Genomic DNA, 22,802 nt, shown 5'->3' with positions numbered 1-22,802 from the left:
GGCTCGCTCAACCCCTCACCCAAGCTGCGCTAGCCAGCAAAGCTGGCAAGCTCCGCTAACCCTCTCCCCTATCCAGGGGAGAGGGAAAAGGGCGGCAGCATGAATGTCGATTGGTCCTAGAAATCAGCGGGTTTATAGCGGGTAACAAAATCAAATGCCTTGCGCTTGAGCAGCATGATAAATTTTCTGAACCCCTATGCTTCAATGCTGACCACAACGCGAATTTGTGGGAAACCTGCATAGTCGAAGCTAAAGGCTCTCCCGTCCTGCGGGAATGGCCCACGCTACGCTTCGATGCACGATTGTGCGGGCACGATTCCCCCGCACGAGCGGGGATGAATTTGCGCCGTTGAAGACGCCGATACCAATGCTTTCTCGGGAGTGCGGGTCAGCCGATCTGACAGCAAAACGAAATCAGGGCCGCCGCGCCAACGACGGCCCTGATGGAGGCGGACATACCACCTCGGTGCTTGTGCAAGCGTAAAAGCACGTAGTGGTCCTCCTTTTAACAATCAACTGGTTTGCGTGTCCGGAACCAGAGCCTGTTAAAGGAAGAGCATACAATGCGTACTCGTAAACCTATTGGTACCACTGCCCGTACGGGCGAAATTTGCCCCGAGTCCGGGGTCTGGCAGCCCATCGGGTATTCCACCACGGCCCCCATCGCAGAGGGCAACCGCATGCCGCCCTATGACGGCAAGGCGGTGACGTGGAAGTTGATCCAGTACGCTTAAAAGAAGGGGGCGGTCGAAAGACCGCCCCTTTTTATCACTCCGCCGGAAGGTAAACCTCCCCACCCTTCTCGCGGAACCGCTCGCTCATTTCCTGCATACCCGCCTCGGCATCCTCCGCCGCGACGAAGGTTTCGACCGGTGCGTTCTGCTTCGCCGCGAATTCCCGCACCTCTTGGGTAATCTTCATCGAACAAAATTTCGGGCCGCACATCGAACAGAAATGCGCGGTCTTCGCGCCCTCCGCAGGCAGCGTCTGGTCGTGGTACGACTCCGCCGTGTCGGGGTCGAGCGACAGGTTGAACTGGTCGCGCCAGCGGAACTCGAAGCGGGCGCGGCTCAGTGCGTCGTCGCGCATCTTGGCGGCGGGGTGCCCCTTGGCCAGGTCGGCGGCGTGGGCGGCCAGCTTGTAGGTGACCACGCCGACCTTCACATCGTCGCGGTCGGGCAGGCCCAGATGCTCCTTGGGCGTGACGTAGCAGAGCATCGCCGTGCCGTACCAGCCGATCATCGCCGCGCCGATGCCGCTGGTGATATGGTCATAGCCCGGCGCAATGTCCGTCGTTAGCGGCCCGAGCGTGTAGAAGGGCGCCTCGCCGCACGCCTCCAGCTGCTTTTCCATATTCTGCTTGATCTTGTGCATCGGCACATGGCCGGGGCCTTCGATCATGACCTGCACGTCCTGCGCCCAGGCGCGCTTGGTCAGCTCGCCCAGCGTGTACAGCTCGGCGAACTGCGCCTCGTCATTGGCGTCGGCGATCGCGCCGGGACGCAGGCCGTCGCCCAGCGAATAGGCGATGTCGTACGCCTTCATGATCTCGGTGATCTCGTCGAAGCGTTCGTAGAGGAACGACTCCTTGTGATGCGCCAGGCACCATTTCGCCATGATCGAGCCGCCGCGCGACACGATGCCGGTGACTCGCCTGGCGGTCAGCGGGATGTAGGGCAGGCGCACGCCCGCATGGATGGTGAAATAGTCGACGCCCTGCTCGGCCTGTTCGATCAGCGTGTCGCGGAAGATGTCCCAGGTCAGCTCCTCGGCGATGCCGCCGACCTTTTCCAGCGCCTGATAGATGGGGACGGTGCCGATCGGCACGGGCGAGTTGCGGATGATCCATTCGCGCGTGTCGTGGATGTTGCGCCCCGTCGACAGGTCCATGACCGTGTCCGCACCCCAGCGGATCGACCAGACCAGCTTGTCGACTTCGGAGGCGACGTTGGAGGCGACCGCCGAATTGCCGATATTGGCGTTGATCTTGACCAGGAAGTTACGGCCGATCGCCATCGGCTCGGACTCGGGGTGGTTGATGTTGTTGGGGATGATCGCCCGGCCGCGCGCCACTTCGTCGCAGACGAATTCGGGCGTGACATAATCGGGGATCGCCGCGCCAAAGCTCTCGCCGTCGCGGACATAGTCCTTCAGCATCTCGCGGCCCAGATTCTCGCGGGTCGCGACATATTCCATCTCGGGCGTGATGATGCCGCGCCGCGCATAATGCATCTGGCTGACGTTCATGCCCGACTTGGCACGGAGCGGACGGTTCAGCCCGGTGCGCGGGAATTGCGGCACGCCGCCCGACCGGTCGGGGCCGAGCTGGCCGTTATCCTCGGGGCGGATTTCGCGGCCGTCATAGGCCTCGACATCGCCGCGCGCCTCGATCCAGTTGCGGCGGATTTGCGGCAGGCCCGCCATGATGTCGATGCGCGCATTGGGGTCCGTGTACGCGCCGCTGGTGTCGTACACGCGCAAGGGCGGCTCGCCCGAGGAAGGGTCGAGATGGATTTCGCGCATCGCGACGTTCAGCGGGCCGACGTGAATCTTCTTCGAGCCACGAATGGGGCCGGTGGTCACGCCAATTGCGCTGCCCGCGGGGGGGATTTCGGTCTTTGCGGGGATATCTGCCATAGTCGTCCACTCCATGCGGAGGAAACGGACCATGAGAGACGGGGCCGCTCCCTCCCTACGCCGGTGTCAGCCGGATCAGGTTCAGCGGGTCAGGGGCTCTTGCCCCCCTCTCAAGCGCAGGCCAGCGCTCCCCCGGGGATACGGCCCGTCATAAGCGAGTTCGCGGCGGATAAGAAGCGGTTTTGCGTGAAGGTGGAGCCGTCCCACGACCAAACAAAATGCCCCGACCGGCCAGGGGACTGGCGACCGGTCGGGGCAAGCGGCCCTTGGAGGGGACCTTGGGAAGGGCAGTTTAGCCGCTGGCGGCGCTGGTGCGGACGGTGCCGTTCAGACCGCCGGGGAAGAAGCCGCCGCCGTTCACCGCCGCCTTGTTCAGATACACGACGTTCAGCACCTGGCCGGGCGTGCGGACAAAGGCGATGGCGTTGGAATCGGCGGGAACCAGGTTCGCCACCTGCGCGCCGTTCACCGTCGTGACGATGCCCTGGTCGAGATCGGTCGAGCCGTCCAGGCTGTCGCGCGCGTCCGAGATCTTGCCCGCATTGGTGATGAGCGACGCATTGCTCAGCCCCTTGCGGTACAGCGTCGTGCGGACCAGACCGGCATGATAGGCCTCGGCCGCGTGGATGCCCGCCGCCGCCTCGATAAAGGTCTTGTTGGTCAACAGGGCGACGCCGCCCATATAGGCGGTGACGCCGACATCCTCGAACAGGAATGCGCCGAGCAGGAAGGCCTCGTCCGAGGCGTAAGGGTCGAAGGTCGATCCGCTGGTGATGACGCCCGCCGCGACCGCCGCCGCCGTGAACGCACCGCTGGCATCGCCCGACAGGTTGATCGAAGGCTGCGCCACCGCCGCACTGCCCAGCGCATTGCGCAGGAAGTTGACATGGGCGATCTCGTCATAGGCGATCTCGCGCGCATATTGCGCGACGATCGGGTCCTTGAACTGGACCTGACGCGGCTGGCCCGCGCCATTGGTGGCGCTGGTGTTGATCGCGACCGCACCCTGCGTTCCGGTGCCGGTCAGCGCCGACGACGGCAGGCCGGTGCCGAAGGCGGCATAGCTGTAGAATTGCGCTTCCAGATATTCGAGCTGGAGCGCGAAGTTCAGCACATCGGCATCCGTCACCGACCCGGTCGGGGTGGTGGTGGGCGTCGGCGTGGGCACGACGATGACATTGTCGCCATCGTCCCCGCAGGCACCCAGCATCGCCAGGCCACCGACGGCGCCGGCCCCGGCGGCCATGCGCATGAAACGGCGACGATCGGACCGGCGCTTGGCGGAGGCCTCTTCGATAACCTCGAGAATGCAGCGTTCTTCGCTCATGATTCAAATCCTCTCCAGAGGAGGAAAAAGGGGATCAGTTCGCCACGCTCGCGCGCAGATTGCCGTTGACGCCGTTCGGGAAGAACCCGCCCAGCGTGGCGGCCGCCTTGTTCAGGTACACGATGTTGAGCACCTGACCCGGCGAGCGACTGAACGCGATGCCGTTCGTATCGAGCGGCACGATGTTGGACACGAGCTGTCCATTGACCGTCGTCTGGGCGATCCCCTGGTCGAGGTCGCTCGAACCGTCCAGGCTGTCGCGCGCGTCCGAGATCTTGCCTGCGGCGGTGATGAGCGACGATTCCGGGTTGGGATCGGCATAGCCACGGGCATAGAGCGTCGTGCGCACGATCGCGGCGTGATAAGCCTCGACCGCCAGGATGCCTGCCGCCGCCTGCAGGAAGGTCTTGTTGCTGATCAACGGCGAGGCGCCCTTATAGGCGGTCACGCCGACATCCTCGAAGATATACGCGCCCAGCAGGAAAGCGGTGGGCGAGCTATAGGGGTTGAAGGTGCCGCTGGTAATCACGCCCGCGGCCAGTGCCGCCGCCGTGAACGGGCCATTGGCATCGCCCGAGATGTTGATCGCGGGTTGCGCGACCGCCGCGCTACCCAGCGCGGTGCGCAGGAAGGCGACATGCGCCGCCTCGTCCGCCGCGATCTCGCGGGCATATTGCCCGACAATGGCGTCATCGCCGATGCCGGTCGCGAAATTGACCTGCTGGCCGCCCGTCACGGCTCCTTGCGTGCCGGTGCCGGTCAACTGGTTGGCGGGCAGCCCGGTGCCGTTGGCGGCAAAGGCATAGAACTGCGCCTCGAGATATTCGAGGTTCAGCGCGAAGTTCAGGATATCGGTGTCGGTGACCGTCGACTGTGCCCCGGCCTTGCCCGCCAGGGAAAAGGCGGTCACGCCGGCGGCTGCCGCGCCCATTGCCGTCTTGAAGAATTCACGCCGCATATTGCGACGCTCGACCCGTGCATCGAACGCGTCGAGCAGTTGTGCGCTTTCGGTCATCATGCTCCTCCCGATCAGGAACCGTCGACAAGCTCTTCTGTTATAGTGAAACGATCAGAAGTACTTTTCGCGGGGCCGGACCGTGGAACACCCTATCGAGTGGAACCTTGGCCAAACCGGGATTCACAACGTCAAACCTGCCAAAAAGTCGCACGGCCTTAACAAAAATTAGATCTGTATCCGGATATTACGCCAGACCGTTCATGGCGCGAGCCGAGCAGATTGCGCTTCGGCCAGATAGACCGCGAACAGCTCGTCGGGATCGCTCCACTGCGCGATCGGCGTCCAGCCGCCTGCCCGCAACAGGATCTTGGCGTCGCGGGGACCGTATTTGTGGCTGTTCTCCGTATGGATGGTCTCGCCCGACGCCATGGCGAAGGGCCGCCCCTCGATGGTGAAATCCACGTCCCGCTCTGCGGCCAGGTGCATCTCGATCCGCGAGCGGTCGTCGTTCCAGATCGCGCGGTGGCGGAAGGCGTCGACCGGGATGGTGCCGTCCAGCTCACGGTTGATCCGGTCGAGCAGGTTGCGGTTGAACGCCGCCGTCACGCCTGCCGCATCGTCATAGGCGGGGACGAGCACGTCGCTGGACTTAGTCCGGTCCATGCCGATCAGCAGCATCGCCCCCTCCCCCAGCGAACCGCGCATCGCGCGCAGCAGGTCGGTCGCCATGGCAGGCGTCATGTTGCCGATGGTCGAACCGGGAAAGAAGCCCAGTTTCGGCGCATCCGCCACCACCGCAGGCAGTGCCAGCGGACGCATGAAATCGCCTTCCAGCGGATGGATGGGCAGGTCGGGAAAGGCCTGTTGCAGCCCGCGCGCGGATTCGCGCAGGAAGTCGCCCGAAATGTCGATCGGCACATAGGCCGAGGGTTCGACACAGCGCAGCAGCACCGGCGTCTTGGTCGAGGAGCCCGAACCGAACTCGACCACGGCGCGCCCCTTGCCGACATGCTCCACCAGATCGGGGCACATGGTCTTCAGGATCGCGGTCTCGGTCCGCGTCGGATAATATTCGGGCAGATCGGTGATCGCCTCGAACAGTTCGGACCCCTTGCGGTCGTAGAACCAGCGCGCGGGGATGGCGCGCGGGCGGCGCTCCAACCCGGCGAACACGTCCGCGCGAAAGGCAGGGTCGGCCAGCGACATCTGGCCGTCCTCGATTTCGGGCTTCAGCATGATTACAGGTCCTTTGCCAGGCGGACGCCGGTGAATTGCCAGCGCTGATGGGGGTAGAAGAAGTTGCGGTAACTGGCGCGGGCGTGGCCGCGCGGCGTCGCGCAGCTGCCGCCGCGCAGGACGAACTGCCCGTTCATGAACTTGCCGTTATATTCGCCGACCGCGCCCTCGACGGGGTGGAAGCCGGGATAGGGACGGTACGCGCTACCGGTCCATTCCCAGACGTCGCCGAAAAAGGCCGGGCCGCCGGGCGAGGGGCGCGGCTCGATCGCGCCCGCGCGGTCCAGCTGGTTGCCGCCCGATGCGTCATGCGACGCGGCGGCCGCTTCCCATTCGAACTCGGTCGGCAGGCGCGCGCCCGCCCAGGTGGCAAAGGCGTCCGCCTCGTAGAAGCTGACATGCGTGACCGGCGCGGCCGGGTCGATCGCGCGCCGTCCGTCCAGCCCGAACCGGGTCCAGCCGCCGTCGCGCTGCTCCCAATAGAGCGGCGCGGCGATGCCCTCGCTTTTCACCCAGGCCCAGCCGTCCGACAGCCAGAGCCGTGCATCATGATAGCCGCCATCGTCGATGAACTGCATCCATTCGGCATTGGTGACGGTGCGATCGGCCATGGCATGGCCCTGAAGCAACGCCTGGTGATGCGGCCCTTCGCAGTCGAAGGCAAAGCCCTGCCCCTCATGGCCGATCTCGACGATCCCCGTCCGGCCCTCGATCCAGCCGATCGCACCGGGCATCGCGACGGGGGCCTTCGGCTCGGGCGTATAAAGTGCCGGTTCGAGCGGGTTTTCGGAGAACAGGTGCAGGATGTCGGTGACGAACAGCTCCTGATGCTGCTCCTCATGGTGACAGCCCAGCGCCACCAGTTCGCGCGCCTCGGCGGGCAGGTCGGGCAGCGCCGCCAGCAGCGCGGCGTCGACATGCGCGCGATAGGCACGCACTTCGTCCAGCGTCGGCCGGGTGATCATCCCCCGGCGATGGCGCGCATGACGCTTTCCCTCCGCCTCGTAATAGCTGTTGAACAGGAAGGGGAAACGCGGATCGTGCAGACCATAACCCGGCACATGGTCGCGCAGCACGAAGGTTTCAAAGAACCAGGTGGTATGCGCCATATGCCATTTGGCGGGCGAGGCGTCCGGCATCGACTGGACGGTCGCATCGGCATCGGACAATGGCGCGGCCAATGCCAGGGTCAGCGCACGGACCGAACGGTAGCGGGATGCAAGCTCGCTGGCAGGCTCAAGGGTCGCCACTGAGGACGGTATGAGGGTCGGCATTGGGCGCTCCCCGGGACATGGGGAGGCCGGTCGGCCCCTTACCGTACCATGCGCGCCCCTCCTGGAACCCAAAGAACGTCCGATGCGCCGCTTTGGTTCATCGTGCGCGCGGCGACAAAAAGCCAATCGGACAATCGGTTGAGATAGGCGAGCGCGGGCGGGTTGATCGCCTCCTGCTCGGCCAGCGCCACGGCGGCGCGCTCGGCCCGTCTAGCGATGGCGCGCGCCAGATGCAGGTGCGCGGACGCCGCGCTGCCGCCCGGCAGGATGAAGCTGGTCAGCGGCGACAGCGATGCGTTCATCACGTCGATCTCCGCCTCCAGCCGCGCGACCTGTTCGGGCACGATGCGTAGCGCGCCCTCAATCTCACCGGGCGTGGCGAGATCCGCGCCCAGATCGAACAGGTCGTTCTGGATCATGGTCAATTGCGCGGCGAGCGGCCCTTCGACCGAAAGCAACGCCACGCCGATCGCGCTGTTCGCCTCGTCCACCTCGCCGATCGCGACCATGCGCGGCTCCGCCTTGGAGCGGCGCGATCCGTCGACCAGCCCGGTCGTGCCTTCGTCACCGGTGCGGGTGTAGATTTTCGTCAGCTTGACCAAGGGATCAGGTCCGCCCCGCCATGAACAGCAACAGCACGACGACGGTGATCGCCAGCGCCTGGAAAAAGATGCGCTGCTGCATCATCCGGTTGGACTTGAGCTGCGACGCGGTCGGCCCCTCGCCCTTCGCCTCGGCCGTCGCCTCCTGAAGGAAGGTGATAATGCCGCGCACCAGCGCGACGACGGTGGCGAGCATCGCCGCGATCAGCAGGATCACGAGAAAAGTGGTCATGCCCTTGAGCTTACGCCTCCCCCAGCCGAAATCCAGCAGGAAGCATATTGCGGCGCAGCGCATCGGCCAGCGCGCGGCCATCCTCTCCCGCTTCGCGCATCGCCGCCAGCGCAGGCGCACCGTGCCGCTTGGCCAGGCGCTGGCCGTCCGCGCCGACGATCAGCGGATGGTGGTGATAGAGTGGCGTCTCCAGGTCGAGCAGCCCCTGCAACAGCCGGTGGATATGGGTCGCGTCGAACAGATCGACCCCGCGTACCACGTCGGTCACGCCCTGCGCGGCATCGTCGACCGTCACCGCCAGATGATAGCTGGCGGGCGCATCCTTGCGTGCGAGGATGACGTCGCCTTGGGCAAGCGGATCGGCGACGACCTCACCCGCATATTCGTCCTGCCAGCAAAGCGGCCCGGCGCGCTCCACCGCCCGTTTCATGTCCAGCCGCCAGCTATGCGGCTCGCCCATCCGCGCAGCGCGCGTCTTGGGCGACAGATGGCGGCACGTGCCCGGATAGAGCGGCGTCGCCCCATGCGGGGCGGACAGGCTGGCGGCGATTTCGGCGCGGGTGCAGAAACAGGGATAGAGCAGATCGGCCAGCCGTCCCTGTGCCGCCGCGTACAGGCCCAGCCGCTCGGACTGGAAGGACAGTTCGTCCCATTCCAGCCCCAGCCATTCCAAATCGCGCAGGATCGCATCGACATGCTCGGGGCGACTGCGCGTGCCGTCGATATCCTCGATGCGCAGCAGGAAGCGCCCGCCGCTTGTCCGCGCCAGATCGAAGGCGCGCACCGCCGACAGCGCGTGCCCCAGATGCAGCCGCCCGGTCGGGCTGGGCGCGAATCGCGTCACGGGTCGCCCACCGCTCATCGCCCGCCCCCTTGACCGCGATTCACATCCCATGCTGTCATAGTGGGCAGTGTCATAGCCATGTCACGCGCCTGCGCGAAGAGCGTCGGCGTACCACGAAGGGAGGAGCTGTGTTTCATCCCGACCTGATCCGACACCCGGACTCGTGTCCGGCGCTCGTATTGAATGCGGACTATACGCCGCTGTCCTATTATCCGCTGTCGGTCTGGCCCTGGCAGACCGCAGTGAAGGCCGTGTTCCTCGACCGGGTGGATATCGTCGCCCATTATGAGCGCGAGGTGCGCAGCCCGACCGCCAAGGTCAAGCTGCCCTCGGTCATCGCGCTCAAGCAATTCGTGAAGCCGTCGCAATTCCCGGCCTTCACCCGCTTCAACCTGTTCCTGCGCGACCGCTTCTCCTGCCAATATTGCGGATCGCACCGCGACCTGACCTTCGACCATGTCATCCCGCGCGCACAAGGCGGCCGGACGACCTGGGAAAATGTCGTCACCGCCTGCGCGCCCTGTAACCTGAAAAAGGGCGGGCGCACCCCGCGCCAGGCCGCGATGCCGCTGCATATCGAGCCGATCCGCCCGACCAACTGGCATCTGCAGGAACATGGCCGCAGCTTCCCGCCCAATTATCTGCATGAAACATGGCACGACTGGCTCTATTGGGACGTTGAGCTGGAAGCGTAACGAAGCGGGAGTGTCGAATGCGTGGATGGGCAAGGGGCCTGACGAGCCTGGGATTGATGGCACTGGCCGCCACCACCACCGCCTGTGGCAAGAAGGCGGAAAACCGCGCCGAGGCCGACCGTGCCGCCGCCAAGGCAGGCTTCGTGCCGCCCTCCGTCACATCCCGCGTCGACTTCGGCAGCATGATGGCGCGCCGCTTCCGCGAACTGGACCGTGACGGCAACGACATCATCACCGCCGATGAAATGCCCACGACCAATTCGCGCCTGTGGGAACTGGACCGCAACAAGGACGGCGAGATCACCGAGAGCGAGTTCTTCGAGGGGATGCTCGCGCGCTTCGACCGCATGGACCTGAACCGCGACGGCACCGTGACGTCGGAAGAGCGCGAGGCTTCGCGCACCGAACGCCCCGCGACACCAAGCAACCCGGTGGCGACGGGCGCGACCGCGACCCCGCCGGGGAATGTGAACTGAGGCGATAACGCCGCTATTCGCCCCGGGACCGTTGCTTCGTCCCGCCGGGTCGCGCAAGACGATGACGGCGGCACGGTGTCGGCGAAGCGGGGGGATCATGAAAGCGACCATCTTCGGGGCGTGCCTCATCGCCCTGGTGTCGGCTTCGGTGGTGGCGCGCCTGCCCGCCCCCTCCCGGATCATGGAGGTCGAGCGCGGGCTGACCTCCGCCGTCATCCTCGCCGATACGCCGGTGCAGCGCCGGACGATCGCCGCCGAAATGGCGCGGCTTCACGTTCCGGGGGTGAGCGTCGCCGTGCTGCACGACGGCGCGATCGCCTGGGCCAGGGGCTATGGCGTCACGCGTGCCAACGGCCTGCCGGTGACGCCCGACACGCTCTTTCAGGCGGGATCGATCAGCAAGCCGGTAACGGCGCTAGCCGCGCTCCGCCTGGTCGAGCAGAATCGCCTGACGCTGGACGGCGACGTCAACGACCAGCTCAAGGGCTGGAAACTGCCGGTCCCGCCGGGGCAGCACGTCACGCTGCGGCAATTGCTCGGTCATGTCGCGGGAACGACGGTGCATGGCTTTCCCGGCTATGCGGCCGGACAGCCGGTTCCCGATGTCGACGCCGTGCTGGACGGTCGCGCGCCCGCGAACACCAAGCCGGTGCTCGTCGACACGCCACCGGGCACGCTCTGGCGCTATTCCGGGGGCGGCTATACCGTCGTCCAGAAGCTGATCGAGGATGCGACGGGGCGCCCCTTCGCCACAATGCTGCGCGACGAAGTCCTCCAGCTTGCGGGCATGACGCAGAGCAGCTTTGCACAGCCTTTGCCCGCCCCGCTGCTCGACCGGGTGGCCTGGCCGCATGACGGCAGCGGAACGCCTGTCGAGGGTGGTCCGCACACCTATCCCGAACTGGCGGCGGCGGGCCTGTGGAGCACGCCGAGCGACCTGCTGCGCTATGCTATCGCTGTCCGGGACGGCGCGCGCGGGATGCCGGGCGCCTTGCTCGCCCCGTCGATCGCGACGGCCATGCTGACACCGGGCAAGGGCGATTACGGCCTGGGGCTGGAGGTGCATGGCCCGGCGTCGGACCGCCGCTTCTCGCATGGCGGCAGCAATGCGGGGTATGAGAATTTCCTGATCGCCTATACCGGCACCGGCGACGGCGTCGCGATCATGACCAACGGCGCGCAGGGCAACGAGCTGGCGATGGAGATCACCCGCAGCGTCGCCGCCGCCTATGGCTGGCCCGGCTATCACAGCATCGCACGCCGGAGCCTGCCGATCTCGCCCGCCATGCAACGGCGCCTGACCGGCACCTATGCCGTGCCCGGCCTGGGGTCCTTCTCTATACTCGCGCAAGGAACAGGGCTGTCGCTGTCGCTGAAGGAAGGGGCGAGCGAGCCGCTCTATGCCGCGTCGGCGGACAGCTATTTCATCCTGTCGTCCGACCTAGTGCTCCACCTGAGTCCCGATGATCCGGGGGTCAGCGGACATATCGTGACCGGACCGTTCAACGTGCCGTTCCAAAAGGAAGCCGCAACTACACCCTGACGCAATTTCCGGCGTAGAGTAAGCCCGAATATTATACCAAAATTACCTCGTTCAATCAGTTGACGCGCATCCTATTGCGTTGCAGCAATAGCGCCCATGATGACCCTGCCCCCCATCGCCAACAATGCCGACATCCGTTTTCTGGGCGCCCAGTTGGGTGACGTGATCCGCCGTTATGGCGGCGACGCGCTGTTCGAGGCGACCGAAGCCATTCGCCGTGCCTCGGTCGATCGCTATCGCGGATTGGGCGAGGACGGGTCGGTCGACCTGCAACTGGAACGCCTCGCGCTCGACGAGACGCTGGATTTCGTGCGCGGCTTCATGCTGTTCTCGATGCTCGCCAATCTGGCCGAGGACCGGCAGGGTATTGCGCGCGAACCGGGCACCGACATCGCCGAGGTGCTGGCGACGCTGGCCGAACAGGGCATCGACCGTGAGGCAGCGATGGAGCTGCTGGCGCAGGCGCTGGTCGTGCCCGTGCTGACCGCGCACCCGACCGAGGTGCGGCGCAAGAGCATGATCGACCACCGCAACCGCATCGCCGAATTGCTGGCGATGCGCGACGCCGGCCGTGACGTGACGCCCGACGGCGACGATGTGGAAGCGGCAATCGGCCGCCAGATCGCGCTCCTCTGGCAGACGCGCGTCCTGCGCCGCGAGCGGCTGTACGTGACCGACGAGGTCGAGACGGCGCTGTCTTACTTGCGCGACGTATTCCTCCCCGTCCTCCCCGCGCTCTACCAGCGTTGGGACAAGGCGTTCGGCGCGCGCGTGCCCGCCTTCCTGCGCCCCGGTTCGTGGATCGGCGGCGACCGCGACGGCAATCCCTTCGTCACCGCCGAATCGCTGACCACCGCGCTGGCGCAGGCAGCGGACGCGGTGCTGACCCATTATTGCGAGGGCGTCCACGCGCTGGGCGCCGAACTGTCGATCTCGACCGGCCATGCCCAGGTGGACGAAGCGGTGCTGGCGCTGGCCGATGCCAGCGGCGACGACGCGCTCAGCCGCGCGGACGAGCCCTATCGCCGCGCGCTGTCGGGCATTTATGCGCGACTGGCCGCAACCCATCAGCACCTCACCGGCAAGACCCCGCCCCGCCCGGGCAAGCTGACCGGCCAGCCCTATCCCGATCCCAAGGCGCTGCGCACCGATCTGGTCGCGATCGCGCGGGGGCTGGCGGCGCAGGGCGACGGCACGCTGGCGAGCAGCGGCGCACTGGGCCGGCTGATCCGCGCGGTCGAGACGTTCGGCTTCCACCTGGCCACGCTCGACCTGCGCCAGAATTCGGCGGTGCATGAGCGCGTCGTCGCCGAACTGCTGAAGGTCGCGGGCGTCGAGGCGGATTATCTGGCGCTTGACGAAGACGCCCGCGTCGCGCTGCTCCGCCGCGAACTCGCCAATGCCCGGCCGCTCTTCAGCCAATATGCGGACTATTCGGACGAGACCCGCTCCGAACTGGCGATCGTCCGGGCCGCCGCCGATGCCCATGCCACATATGGCCCGAAGTGCATCACCAACTATATCGTCTCGATGGGCAAGTCGGTGTCCGACCTGCTCGAAATCAACCTGATGCTGAAGGAATTCGGCCTCTACCGCCCCGGCGCGCCCGCCACCGCCGCGATCATGGCGGTGCCCCTGTTCGAGACGATCGAGGATCTGGAAGCCGGGCCGGAGATCATGCGCGCCTATTTCGCGCTGCCGGAGATCGCCGCGATCGTCCGCACCCGCGGGCATCAGGAAGTGATGATCGGCTATTCGGACTCGAACAAGGATGGCGGCTACCTGACCTCCACCTGGTCGCTGTCCAAGGCGTCGAGCGCGTTCCGCCCGGTCTTCGACGAACTGGGCGTGCGGATGCAGCTGTTCCACGGGCGTGGTGGCGCGGTCGGACGCGGCGGTGGCAGCGCCTTCGCCGCGATCCGCGCGCAGCCGCACGGCACCGTGCAGGGCCGCATCCGCATCACCGAACAGGGCGAGGTGATTGCGGGCAAATATGGCACGCGCGACTCGGCACTGACCAATCTGGAAGCCATGGCCTCCGCCACCCTGCTCGCCAGCCTGGAACCCGACCGGCTGTCGGCCGCGGACACCGCGCGCTTTACCGCCGCGATGGAAGAGCTGTCGGCCACCGCCTTCACCACCTATCGCGCCCTGGTCTACGGGACCGAGGGCTTCCGCACCTTCTTCCGCCAGATGACCCCGATCGCGGAAATCGCAGGGCTGAAGATCGGCAGCCGCCCGGCCAGCCGCAAAAAGTCCGACGCGATCGAGGATCTGCGCGCCATCCCCTGGGTGTTCAGCTGGGCGCAGGCACGCGTGATGCTGCCCGGCTGGTTCGGCGTCGGCACCGCGATCGCGCAGTTCGAGGACAAGGCGCTGCTCGCCGAGATGGCGAAGGAGTGGCCCTTCTTTGCCGCGACGCTGGCGAATATGGAGATGGTGCTGGCCAAGTCCGACATCGGCATCGCGCGGCGCTATGCGGGTCTGGTCGAGGACGAAACCTTACGCGACACGATCTTCGGGCGCATCCATGACGGCTGGCACCGCGCGCGCGACGGGTTGCTGACCGTGACCGGGCAGACGCGCCTGCTGTCCGACAACCCGGCGCTGGAGGCGTCGATCCGCCTGCGTTTGCCCTATATCGAGCCGCTCAACCTGCTGCAGATCGAACTGATGAAGCGGCACCGCGCGGGCGAGAGCGATCCCCGCATCGGCGAGGGCATCCTGCTGTCGATCAACGGCATCGCCACCGCGCTGCGCAACAGCGGGTAACATGGCCGATTTCGTCGTCCATTACGAAGGCGGCCTGCGCTGCCATGTCACGCATCCGGGCAATGGCGCGGTGCTGGTCATGGACGCCTCGCAGGAGCTGGGCGGGCGGGGCGAGCATTTCTCGCCCAGCGACCTGTTGTCGGTGTCGCTGGGCGGTTGCGTGCTCAGCATCATGGCGATGGCGGGCCGCGTCGCCGGGCTGGAACTGGCGGGCGCGACGGCAACCGTGACCAAGGAGATGGGCAACGCCCCGCGCCGGGTCACGACGATGGCGGTGACGGTGCGGGTGCCGGGACGCTATGACAGGAGCCAGCGCAAGCGACTGGAGGCAGCGGCTGCGGCCTGCCCGGTCCATGCCGTGCTGGGCATCGACGCGCCGATCCTGATCGTGTGGGAAGAGTGACCCTCACTATTCCTCCCCTGCAAGGGGAGGGGGACCGCCGCAAAGCAGTGGTGGAGGGGTGTACCCGCTCGCCGTGACACCCCTCCGACAGCCCTGCGGGCTGCCACCTCCCAGGGGAGGAATGTGTTGGATGATCCGCCTTACCCCGCCCGATCGCGCTCCGCCTGCTCCATCGTCTCCGCCATCGCCCGGTCTCCCGGCGCGTCAGATGCGAAAAGTCCGGCAATGACGCCGCGCCGGTTGGGCTCGGGATGGTGCTGGGCGATCTTCCACACGCCCTCCAGCCGAGCGATGTGCAGGGTCAGACCGACGATACCGCGCTGCAAGCCTTGGATGAAATCCGCAGGCGCATCGTCGATGGACCAGGGTTCGGCCTGCCCCGCTTCCTTCGCCTCCGTCAGGCGCGCCAGATGGGCCGCCAGCCATTCGGGATCGTGCGTGACGGACAGGTGCCCATGCGCCTGCAACACCACATAATTCCAGGTCGGCACGACCTTTCCATGCTCGCGCTTGGTCGGATACCAGCCGGGATGGACATAGGCATGTGGCCCCTGGAAGATCGCCAGCGCCGCGCAACCGCGTTCGGCCAGCCGCCAGAGCGGATTGGCCCGCGCGACATGGCCCTCCAACATCCAGCCGTCGCCGTCTTGTATCGCGGTCATCGGCAGCGACACCGCTTCGGGCACGCCGTCCCGCACCACGACCAGCGAGGCGAGACCGATCGCCGCCATCGCCTCCAGCAGCACGTCGTCCCGCGTCTCGCGAAAGGCGCGTGGGGGATAGCTCATGCGAGCGCCAAAGTCGGCTCGCCCCGCTCATGCGCGAGCAGCCATTGCTTGACCGCCAGTCCGCCCGCAAAGCCGGTCAGCGTGCCGTTCGCGCCGATGACGCGGTGGCAGGGGACCACGATCGACAGCGGGTTGCGCCCGTTCGCCGCTCCTACCGCGCGCGATGCCCCCGGCCGGCCGATCGCGGTGGCGAGCGCGGCGTAGCTGCGTGTTTCGCCATATGGAATGGCGTTCAAGCCCGTCCATACCGCCCTCTGGAAATCGGTGCCGACGGGCTCGAGCGGCAGGTCGAATACGCGACGCTTTCCGGCAAAATATTCGGACAGCTGGCGCACCGTCTCGGCCAACACGTCATGCGCCGGATCGTTGCGGCGTTCGGGCAGCGTCACCCGCCCGACCCGCTCGTCGGCCCACAGGACGGCGCGCAGGCCATGCCCGCTTGCCACGAGGGTCAGCTCGCCCACCGGCGAGGCCATGGTGCATTCGCTCAACATGGGGAGCATCCTAACCGATGATCGCCCCGGATACGTCCCGCTTCTTGCGGTCAAAGCCGGAAGAAGGGCGCGGCGATCTCTGGCGTGACACGGAGCAACCGGCCGGTGGCGCGGTCGATCAGCGCCCAGGTCGTCACCGCCTCCACCTTTACCCGCCCCCCGGCATCCAGAAAGCGGACATGCCGGTCGAAGCGCGCGCCCTTGGGCGGATTGGGCACCCAGGTCTCGGCCGTCACCGTCTCGCCCGCCACGACATTGCCGCGATAGTCGATCTCGTGCCGCGTCACGACCCAGACATGGGCGGCGGCATGTTCGGGGGGCACGACGGCTTCCCAATGCGCGCCCGCGATGGCCTGAATCCACTGGACCCAGACGGCGTTGTTCACATGGCCCAGCTCGTCGATATGCTCACGGAGGGCGGTGAAGCTCATGGTGAAACGGCTCATGTCTGTTCGTCCGGTTCCCTGTATCGCAACCACAATGCACGCACGCCCCAGCCGATCGCGGCGGCGACCATCACCAGTCCGGCCGCCATCAGGATATGCGGCAGCGTGGGGCGATAGCGCGCGGCGAGTTCGTGAAACGCCTCGCCGAACAGATAACCGATACCGGTGAAGATCGCAGCCCAGCACAGGGCGGATGCCGCATTGACCGCGACGAACAACCGCGTCGACACATGGCTGGTGCCCAGCGCCACCGGGCTGATCGTGCGCAGCCCGTAGAGGAAGCGAAAGACGAAGATGAAGCCGACCGGATAACGCTCCATCAGCCTGGTCACGCGGGCATAGACCCGCCGCTTGCTCAACTTGCCGACCCAGCGCCCGTCGCGCGCCCGCCGGCCGATGGTGAAGAAGACCTGGTCCGCCAGGAAGGAGCCGATCGCGGCGGCGAGGAACGCGGCGGGCCAGCCGATCAGCCCCTGGTGCGACAGGATACCCCCCGTCACGACCGCCGTCTCGCCCTCCAGCCCGGCGCCGAGCGCGATGGCCGCGACGCCGTAGCGCGCGACGATCGCCTCTATGCTCAGGATTCGACTCCCATCTGCCACAGGATGAAGGCGTGCTCCTCGGCCCCTTCGCGCAAGCTCTCGAACCGGCCCGACTTGCCGCCATGCCCTGCGCCCATATTGGTCTTGAGCAGCAGCAAATTGTCGTCGGTCTTGGTCGCGCGCAATTTGGCGGCCCATTTGGCGGGCTCCCAATAGGTGACGCGCGGGTCGTTCAGCCCGCCCGAGATGAATAGCGGCGGATAGGCCTGGGGCTTCACATTGTCATAGGGGCTGTAGCTGCGGATCAGCTCGAACGCCGCCTTGTCCTCGATCGGGTTGCCCCATTCGGGCCACTCGCCCGGCGTCAGCGGCAGCTCGGCGTCCATCATCGTGTTGAGTACGTCGACGAACGGCACGTCCGCGATCACCGCGCCCCACAGCTCGGGATCCGAATTGACCACCGCGCCCATCAGTTCGCCACCCGCCGAACGGCCCGCAATGGCGATCTGGCCCTGGCTGGTCCAGCCGCCGTCGATCAGCCCCTTCGCCACGTCGACGAAATCATGGAAGGTGTTGGTCCGCTTCTCCAGCTTGCCGTCCAGATACCATTGCTGGCCCAGATCGTCGCCGCCGCGGATATGCGCGATGGCATAGGCGAAACCGCGGTCGAGCAGGCTCATGCGCCCGGTCGAGAAGCCCGGCGGAATGGCATAGCCATAGGCGCCGTACGCATAGAGGAACAGCTTGCCCGACCCGTCGCGCGGGAAGTCCCTGGGGTAGACGATCGACACCGGCACCATCGTCCCGTCGCGAGCAGGAATCTTCAGCCGCTCGGTCCGATACTTGTCCGCGTCATAACCCGACGGGATGTCCTGCACCTTCAGCACGGTCAGCCCACCGGTCGCCACGTCATAGTCATAGACGGTGCCCGGCGTGACCATCGATTCATAGCCGAGCCGCAGGACCGACACGTCATATTCGGGATTGTCGCCCAGGCCCGCCGTATAGCTCGCCTCGGGAAAATCGATCCGCTGCGCCGTGGTCGGCGTGTCGTAGCGGTGGATGGCGATCCGGTCCAAACCGTCCTCGCGGCCCTCGACCACGAAGAAGTCCTTATAGCACTCCACCCCGGTCATGTAGAAATGCGGGTTGGGGCCGATCAGCTCGTGCCAGTCGCCGGGATTCTCGATCGAGGCGGTGCACAGGCGGAATTGCGGGTCCACGTCATTGGTGTGGATGAACAGCGTGCCGTCATGCTCGTCCACGTCGTACTCGCGCCCCTCCTTGCGGGGCGCGACCAGGAGCGGCTCGGCAAAGACATTATCGGCCGGGAGAAGCCGCACCTCGCTGGTGACGTGGTCTCCGGTCGCGATCACGATCCAGTTGCGCGCAGAGGTCTCGGCAACGGCGACGCGGTAGCCTTCGTCATCCTCGTGGAACAACTCGACATCATCCTCGACGGCCGTGCCCAGCCGGTGGAAACGCGCATTGTCGGTGCGCCACTGCGCATTCGCCACGCCGTAGAGAAAGCCGCTGTCGTCGGCGACCCAGACGATCTCGGACAACATGCCGGGGATGACGTCGGGCAGGTGTTCGCCGGTGGTCAGGTCCTTGACCCGCACCTCGAACCGTTCGGAGCCATTGTCGTCGATCGCATAGGCCAGATAGCGGCCATTGTTGCTGATCGAGAAGGCACCCAGCCGGAAATATTCCTTGCCCTCGGCCAGCGCGGGTTCGTCGAGCAGCAGCTCGTCCGGGCCGCCCGCCACCGGCTTGCGCCACCATTTGCGATATTGCCCGCCCGTCTCGAACCCGGTCCAGTAGAGCCAGTCGCCATCCTTTTGGGGCACGGAGGATTCATCCTCCTTGATCCGGCCCTTCATCTCTTCATACAGCCGGTCGATCAGCGGCTGGCGCGGGGCCATCACCGCCTCGAAATAGGCGTTCTCCGCCTCGACATAGGCGAGGACTTGCCTGTCCTCGACCTCCGGATAGGCGGGGTCCTTCAGCCAGGCATAGGGGTCGGTGATGGTGGTCCCGTGTGCGGTGAAGCTGTGGGGACGGGTCTGGGCAATGGGCGGCGTCGGCGCGGCGGGTTCGGTCATCGCCCGGATGTAGCTAGGCTTACGCCCCGCCGGAAGGGGTTGGGGTCATGCAAATTCTTGCGCCAACAGCCGTTCACGCTGAGCGAAGTCGAAGCGCACGTTCCGCGCTTGGCCAAGACGGGTTCCCCGTGGCCTTCGACTTCGCTCAGGCTGAACGGTTGCTGGGGTTACTTGGCCTTCCACCCATCGGCCAGCGTCCAGCGATCCCGCCAGTGCATCACCGGCGTCTCGCCCTCCCATTCCACCGGCAGCCAGACATAGCGCCCGTCGATCGCATTTTCCGGCCGCCAGCGATCGGCCATGAAGATGAAGCGCGGCTCAGCCCCCGGACGCTCGGGTGGCAAGGGCAGGACTAAGGTCGATTGCGAATGGAAGGTCGTCTTCCGGTCCTCCTCGCTCCCGCGCACCGGATTGCCCAGCGAGCGCCACGGTCCCGTCACCCGGTCCGCGACATAGACCCGCCCCGGATTGGGCCGCCAGCCGGTCAGGCCGGAGGCGAACATGTAATAACGCCCCTTGGCCTTGAAGAGCGCAGGCGCCTCGTTCCCGCCATCGGGCAGCGCGCGGACATAATAGCCGTCATGGCTCGTCCAGTCGGGGGCCAGCCGCGCGATCTGGAGCGTGGCATTCTCTTCCGACGCATAGACATGCCAGGCGATGTCGCCATCGACGAAGATCGTCATGTCGCGCGCCATCTGCCCGCCGGGCATGTCCTGGGCCAGCTTGGTGTCCGACGCCTTGTCCCCTGCGGTCGCATTGGCGGGCCAGATGCCCGGATTGACCCGGCCCGCGCGCAGGAAGCGGAACGGTCCCTGCGGTCGGTCAGCGACCGCGACGCCCGCCTGCGCCGCGCCGTAACCGCGTCCCTTCAGCTCCAGATGGAACCACATCACGAATTTTCCCGTGCGGCGGTTGTAGACGACCTTGGGCCGCTCCAGGATACAGCCGCGCGTGATCGGACTGTCGGGATCGTCCGATACGGGCAGCGCCACCCCCTCGTCGCGCCAGTTCACCAGATCGGCCGAGCTATAGGCATGGACGCCGACCAGCGCGGTATTACCCGCCTCGCCCGCCGTCTTGTGCTCGCCATGCCACCACCAGCGCCCGCCATGACGCAGCAGGCCGCCGCCATGCGCATTGATCGCGACGCCGTTCGTATCGTTCCACACCTCGCCGGGGTGAAACGCATCCGGCTGTGCCGCGCGTGTCATAGCGCCACCCGCCAGCGCCGCCGCGCCCGCCCCCACCAGGATGCTTCGCCGGTCGATCGTCATGCAAACCCCTCCCAAGTCAGTCGCTCCAGATCGTATATCGTCGGACAAATCGATCAAGCCCCCCACAGGCTCGACGCTGTGCGGACGGAGGGCTAGACCGGCCACGTTTCCCATTGCTGTCAGGCCGTTCCATGTCCCTTTCCGCCCGCCTTGCCGCCCTTCGTGCTGAACTGACCGCGCGAGGGCTCGATGGTTTCGTCGTGCCGCTGACCGACGAGCATATGAGCGAATATGTTGGCGACTATGCGCAGCGGCTTGGCTGGCTGACCGGGTTCGGCGGGTCGGCGGGGTCGGCGGTGGTGCTCAGCGACAAGGCCGCGATCTTCACCGACGGGCGCTATACCCTTCAGGTCCGCGAGCAGGTGTCGGGCGAGGACTATGCCTATATCCCGGTGCCGCAGGACAGCGTGGCGGGCTGGCTGGGGCGCGAGACGGCGGCGGGGCAGCGGATCGGATACGACCCGTGGCTGCACACTCGCCAGCAGGTGGCCGACATGACCGCAGCGCTGGCCGACCGGGATGCCGAGCTGGTCGCGGTCACGTCCAACCCGATCGACGCGATATGGACCGACCGCCCCGCCCCCTCGCCTGCCAGCTTGCGCGTGCAGGACGACGGGATCGCCGGCGAAAGCTCGGCCGCCAAGCGGGCGAAGATCGGCGAATGGCTGGCCGAGCAGCGCGCCGATGCGGTGGTGCTGTCGGCGCTGGATTCGATCGCCTGGACCCTCAACGTGCGTGGCACCGATGTCGCGCATACGCCGGTCGCCCTGTCCTATGCGATCGTCCATGCCGACGGCGAAACCGATCTGTTCGTAGCACCCGAGAAGATCACGCCCGAGGTGCGTGCGCATCTGGGCAATGCGGTGCGGCTGCACGACCGCGCCGCGTTCGAGGGCTATCTGGGCGGTTTCGCAGGCAAGCGCGTCGTCGCCGACCCCGAACGCGCGGTGGCGGCGATCGCACAAGCGCTGGAGGCAGGCGGGGCCAAGGTGCTGGGCTTGCGCGATCCGGTGGTGCTGACCAAGGCGATCAAGAATGCGGCCGAAGTCGCCGGACACCGTGCCGCCTCGGTGCGCGACGGCGCGGCGATGGTGAAGTTCCTGCACTGGGTCGAGCGCGAATGCCCCAGGGGCGGGCAGACCGAACTGTCCGCCGCCGCGCAGTTGCTGGCGTGCCGCGAGGCGACCGGGTTGCTCAAGGACACCAGCTTTGCGACCATCTCGGCGACCGGCGCACATGGCGCCAGCCCGCATTACCATGTCACCGAGGAATCGAATGCGCCTATCGAGCCGGGCCAGCTCTTCCTGATCGACTCCGGCGGGCAATATCAGGATGGCACCACCGACATCACCCGCGTCATGCCGATCGGCGAGGCCACGGACGAGATGCGCGACCGCTTCACCCGCGTGCTGAAGGGGCATATCGGCCTCGCCACGGCGGTCTTCCCGGACGGGACGTTGGGCGGGCATCTGGACTCGCTGGCGCGGCGGCCGCTCTGGGAGGTCGGGCTGGATTATGCCCATGGCACCGGCCACGGCGTCGGTGCCTATCTGTCGGTGCATGAGGGGCCGCAGCGTATCGCCGCGCCCAACTATCCCGGCGGTGCGGCGATGGAGCCGCTGCGGGCAGGCATGATGCTGTCCAACGAGCCCGGTTATTACAAGGCGGGCGAATATGGCATCCGCATCGAGAATCTCGTGCTGGTCGAACCGCGTGCGATTCCGGGCGCGGACCGGGACATGCTGGGCTTCGAGACGCTGACCCTTTGCCCGATCGAGCGCACGCTGATCGTTCCTCAGTTGCTGACTTCGGGAGAGCGGGACTGGCTCAACGCGTACCATGCGCGGGTGGCGGAGGTTCTGGCGCCGGAACTGGAGGGCGCGGATCGCGACTGGCTGCTGGAGAAATGTGCGGCGATCTGATTTTTGTTCACGCGAAGCCGCGAGGCCGCGAAGAGAAAGAAGGTTGGTTCGCGCGGAGGCGCGGAGACGCGGAGGTGTCTCGCTCGCCGCGCCAGCGGCCCTCTTATAGCGAGCGCTGACGATAGAGAGCGCTGCGCGCGTTGCTATTGCGATAACATGAGATGGACTCACCCCTCCCCTTCAGGGGAGGGGCCGGGGGTGGGGCGCTGCCGCAAGCGTCACGTTCGCGGCG

Annotated in this window: 20 protein-coding genes and 1 riboswitch; of the genes, 6 read left to right on the top strand and 14 right to left on the bottom strand. The window is 66.4% G+C overall.

From position 1 onward, the window contains the following. Positions 1–768 precede the first annotated feature (768 nt). From thiC to gluQRS, 8 genes are all read right to left on the bottom strand, one after another. Entirely contained in the window at positions 769–2,637 is a 1,869-nt protein-coding gene (thiC, locus tag SP5_RS05345) for a phosphomethylpyrimidine synthase ThiC (RefSeq protein ID WP_042485191.1), read from the bottom strand. 48 nt (positions 2,638–2,685) lie between these two features. Beyond that, a riboswitch (TPP riboswitch) is annotated at positions 2,686–2,776 on the bottom strand. 153 nt (positions 2,777–2,929) lie between these two features. Then, positions 2,930–3,964, bottom strand: a complete 1,035-nt coding sequence (locus tag SP5_RS05340) for a ferritin-like domain-containing protein (RefSeq protein ID WP_042485186.1) — start codon at positions 3,962–3,964, stop codon at positions 2,930–2,932. 34 nt (positions 3,965–3,998) lie between these two features. Then, positions 3,999–4,979, bottom strand: coding sequence for a ferritin-like domain-containing protein (locus SP5_RS05335; protein WP_042485204.1), 981 nt, complete (start codon positions 4,977–4,979; stop codon positions 3,999–4,001). Between the two features lie 201 nt (positions 4,980–5,180). Next, positions 5,181–6,158 carry an L-histidine N(alpha)-methyltransferase gene (gene egtD, locus SP5_RS05330; RefSeq protein WP_042485183.1) on the bottom strand — a complete coding sequence of 326 codons (978 nt, stop codon included), beginning with the start codon at positions 6,156–6,158 and terminating at the stop codon, positions 5,181–5,183. A 2-nt stretch (positions 6,159–6,160) separates the two neighbouring features. Then, positions 6,161–7,432, bottom strand: coding sequence for an ergothioneine biosynthesis protein EgtB (egtB, locus tag SP5_RS05325; protein ID WP_042485181.1), 1,272 nt, complete (start codon positions 7,430–7,432; stop codon positions 6,161–6,163). Positions 7,433–7,470: 38 nt separating this feature from the next. Then, positions 7,471–8,034, bottom strand: coding sequence for a cob(I)yrinic acid a,c-diamide adenosyltransferase (locus SP5_RS05320; protein WP_042485178.1), 564 nt, complete (start codon positions 8,032–8,034; stop codon positions 7,471–7,473). Between the two features lie 4 nt (positions 8,035–8,038). Next, a complete protein-coding gene (locus SP5_RS05315) occupies positions 8,039–8,266 on the bottom strand; it encodes a twin transmembrane helix small protein (protein WP_042485175.1) in 228 nt (75 codons plus the stop codon). Between the two features lie 10 nt (positions 8,267–8,276). After that, entirely contained in the window at positions 8,277–9,128 is an 852-nt protein-coding gene (gluQRS, locus tag SP5_RS05310; protein ID WP_042485174.1) for a tRNA glutamyl-Q(34) synthetase GluQRS, read from the bottom strand. Positions 9,129–9,238: 110 nt separating this feature from the next. Between gluQRS and SP5_RS05305 the strand changes: the two genes are divergently transcribed. The 5 genes from SP5_RS05305 to SP5_RS05285 all read left to right on the top strand — a co-directional run bounded on the left by SP5_RS05305 (position 9,239) and on the right by SP5_RS05285 (position 14,999). Then, the gene (locus tag SP5_RS05305; RefSeq protein WP_042485172.1) at positions 9,239–9,805 is read left to right on the top strand and encodes an HNH endonuclease; all 567 of its coding nucleotides are present in this window, start codon (positions 9,239–9,241) and stop codon (positions 9,803–9,805) included. Between the two features lie 17 nt (positions 9,806–9,822). Then, positions 9,823–10,281 (top strand): EF-hand domain-containing protein, encoded by a 459-nt coding sequence (locus SP5_RS05300; RefSeq protein ID WP_042485170.1) that lies wholly within the window; start codon positions 9,823–9,825, stop codon positions 10,279–10,281. A 97-nt stretch (positions 10,282–10,378) separates the two neighbouring features. Further along, positions 10,379–11,824, top strand: a complete 1,446-nt coding sequence (locus SP5_RS05295; RefSeq protein WP_042485167.1) for a serine hydrolase domain-containing protein — start codon at positions 10,379–10,381, stop codon at positions 11,822–11,824. Positions 11,825–11,920: 96 nt separating this feature from the next. Then, positions 11,921–14,596: a phosphoenolpyruvate carboxylase gene (ppc, locus tag SP5_RS05290; RefSeq protein WP_157013590.1), complete on the top strand. Its 2,676-nt coding sequence runs from the start codon at positions 11,921–11,923 to the stop codon at positions 14,594–14,596. 1 nt (position 14,597) lies between these two features. Continuing rightward, the gene (locus SP5_RS05285; RefSeq protein WP_042485164.1) at positions 14,598–14,999 is read left to right on the top strand and encodes an OsmC family protein; all 402 of its coding nucleotides are present in this window, start codon (positions 14,598–14,600) and stop codon (positions 14,997–14,999) included. Between the two features lie 140 nt (positions 15,000–15,139). Here SP5_RS05285 and SP5_RS05280 read toward each other — a convergent pair whose 3' ends face one another. The 6 genes from SP5_RS05280 to SP5_RS05255 all read right to left on the bottom strand — a co-directional run bounded on the left by SP5_RS05280 (position 15,140) and on the right by SP5_RS05255 (position 20,648). Next, entirely contained in the window at positions 15,140–15,787 is a 648-nt protein-coding gene (locus SP5_RS05280) for an FMN-binding negative transcriptional regulator (RefSeq protein ID WP_042485161.1), read from the bottom strand. Then, positions 15,784–16,281 (bottom strand): methylated-DNA--[protein]-cysteine S-methyltransferase, encoded by a 498-nt coding sequence (locus SP5_RS05275; protein WP_042485158.1) that lies wholly within the window; start codon positions 16,279–16,281, stop codon positions 15,784–15,786. The genes SP5_RS05280 and SP5_RS05275 overlap by 4 nt, the downstream gene beginning before the upstream one ends. Positions 16,282–16,331: 50 nt before the next feature. Beyond that, positions 16,332–16,727, bottom strand: a complete 396-nt coding sequence (locus tag SP5_RS05270; RefSeq protein ID WP_042485155.1) for an acyl-CoA thioesterase — start codon at positions 16,725–16,727, stop codon at positions 16,332–16,334. Beyond that, positions 16,724–17,329, bottom strand: coding sequence for a DedA family protein (locus SP5_RS05265; RefSeq protein WP_245613408.1), 606 nt, complete (start codon positions 17,327–17,329; stop codon positions 16,724–16,726). Before SP5_RS05265 ends, SP5_RS05270 begins: the two co-directional genes overlap by 4 nt. Continuing rightward, complete coding sequence (locus SP5_RS05260) at positions 17,305–19,374, bottom strand: S9 family peptidase (protein WP_042485151.1); 2,070 nt, start codon at positions 19,372–19,374, stop codon at positions 17,305–17,307. The genes SP5_RS05265 and SP5_RS05260 overlap by 25 nt, the downstream gene beginning before the upstream one ends. A gap of 167 nt (positions 19,375–19,541) precedes the next feature. Continuing rightward, the gene (locus SP5_RS05255; RefSeq protein ID WP_052811415.1) at positions 19,542–20,648 is read right to left on the bottom strand and encodes a glycoside hydrolase family 43 protein; all 1,107 of its coding nucleotides are present in this window, start codon (positions 20,646–20,648) and stop codon (positions 19,542–19,544) included. Between the two features lie 131 nt (positions 20,649–20,779). Between SP5_RS05255 and SP5_RS05250 the strand changes: the two genes are divergently transcribed. After that, on the top strand, positions 20,780–22,570 hold the full coding sequence (locus tag SP5_RS05250; protein WP_042485148.1) for an aminopeptidase P family protein: 1,791 nt from the start codon (positions 20,780–20,782) through the stop codon (positions 22,568–22,570). Positions 22,571–22,802 lie beyond the last annotated feature (232 nt).

The organism is Sphingomonas parapaucimobilis NBRC 15100 (genome assembly GCF_000787715.1).
GTDB classification, from domain to species: domain Bacteria; phylum Pseudomonadota; class Alphaproteobacteria; order Sphingomonadales; family Sphingomonadaceae; genus Sphingomonas; species Sphingomonas parapaucimobilis.
The sequence above is the reverse complement of the archived record's forward strand: the minus strand, read 5'-3'. Positions and strand labels throughout refer to the sequence as shown.

Excerpts from the sequence above, each read along its gene's own strand:
- thiC (WP_042485191.1), bottom strand. The coding sequence starts at position 2,637 with ATGGCAGATATCCCCGCAAAGACCGAAATCCCCCCCGCGGGCAGCGCA.
- SP5_RS05340 (WP_042485186.1), bottom strand. The coding sequence starts at position 3,964 with ATGAGCGAAGAACGCTGCATTCTCGAGGTTATCGAAGAGGCCTCCGCC.
- SP5_RS05335 (WP_042485204.1), bottom strand. The coding sequence starts at position 4,979 with ATGACCGAAAGCGCACAACTGCTCGACGCGTTCGATGCACGGGTCGAG.
- egtD (WP_042485183.1), bottom strand. The coding sequence starts at position 6,158 with ATGCTGAAGCCCGAAATCGAGGACGGCCAGATGTCGCTGGCCGACCCT.
- egtB (WP_042485181.1), bottom strand. The coding sequence starts at position 7,432 with ATGCCGACCCTCATACCGTCCTCAGTGGCGACCCTTGAGCCTGCCAGC.
- SP5_RS05315 (WP_042485175.1), bottom strand. The coding sequence starts at position 8,266 with ATGACCACTTTTCTCGTGATCCTGCTGATCGCGGCGATGCTCGCCACC.
- gluQRS (WP_042485174.1), bottom strand. The coding sequence starts at position 9,128 with ATGAGCGGTGGGCGACCCGTGACGCGATTCGCGCCCAGCCCGACCGGG.
- SP5_RS05300 (WP_042485170.1), top strand. The coding sequence starts at position 9,823 with ATGCGTGGATGGGCAAGGGGCCTGACGAGCCTGGGATTGATGGCACTG.
- SP5_RS05295 (WP_042485167.1), top strand. The coding sequence starts at position 10,379 with ATGAAAGCGACCATCTTCGGGGCGTGCCTCATCGCCCTGGTGTCGGCT.
- ppc (WP_157013590.1), top strand. The coding sequence starts at position 11,921 with ATGATGACCCTGCCCCCCATCGCCAACAATGCCGACATCCGTTTTCTG.
- SP5_RS05285 (WP_042485164.1), top strand. The coding sequence starts at position 14,598 with ATGGCCGATTTCGTCGTCCATTACGAAGGCGGCCTGCGCTGCCATGTC.
- SP5_RS05280 (WP_042485161.1), bottom strand. The coding sequence starts at position 15,787 with ATGAGCTATCCCCCACGCGCCTTTCGCGAGACGCGGGACGACGTGCTG.
- SP5_RS05275 (WP_042485158.1), bottom strand. The coding sequence starts at position 16,281 with ATGTTGAGCGAATGCACCATGGCCTCGCCGGTGGGCGAGCTGACCCTC.
- SP5_RS05270 (WP_042485155.1), bottom strand. The coding sequence starts at position 16,727 with ATGAGCCGTTTCACCATGAGCTTCACCGCCCTCCGTGAGCATATCGAC.
- SP5_RS05260 (WP_042485151.1), bottom strand. The coding sequence starts at position 19,374 with ATGACCGAACCCGCCGCGCCGACGCCGCCCATTGCCCAGACCCGTCCC.
- SP5_RS05255 (WP_052811415.1), bottom strand. The coding sequence starts at position 20,648 with ATGACGATCGACCGGCGAAGCATCCTGGTGGGGGCGGGCGCGGCGGCG.
- SP5_RS05250 (WP_042485148.1), top strand. The coding sequence starts at position 20,780 with ATGTCCCTTTCCGCCCGCCTTGCCGCCCTTCGTGCTGAACTGACCGCG.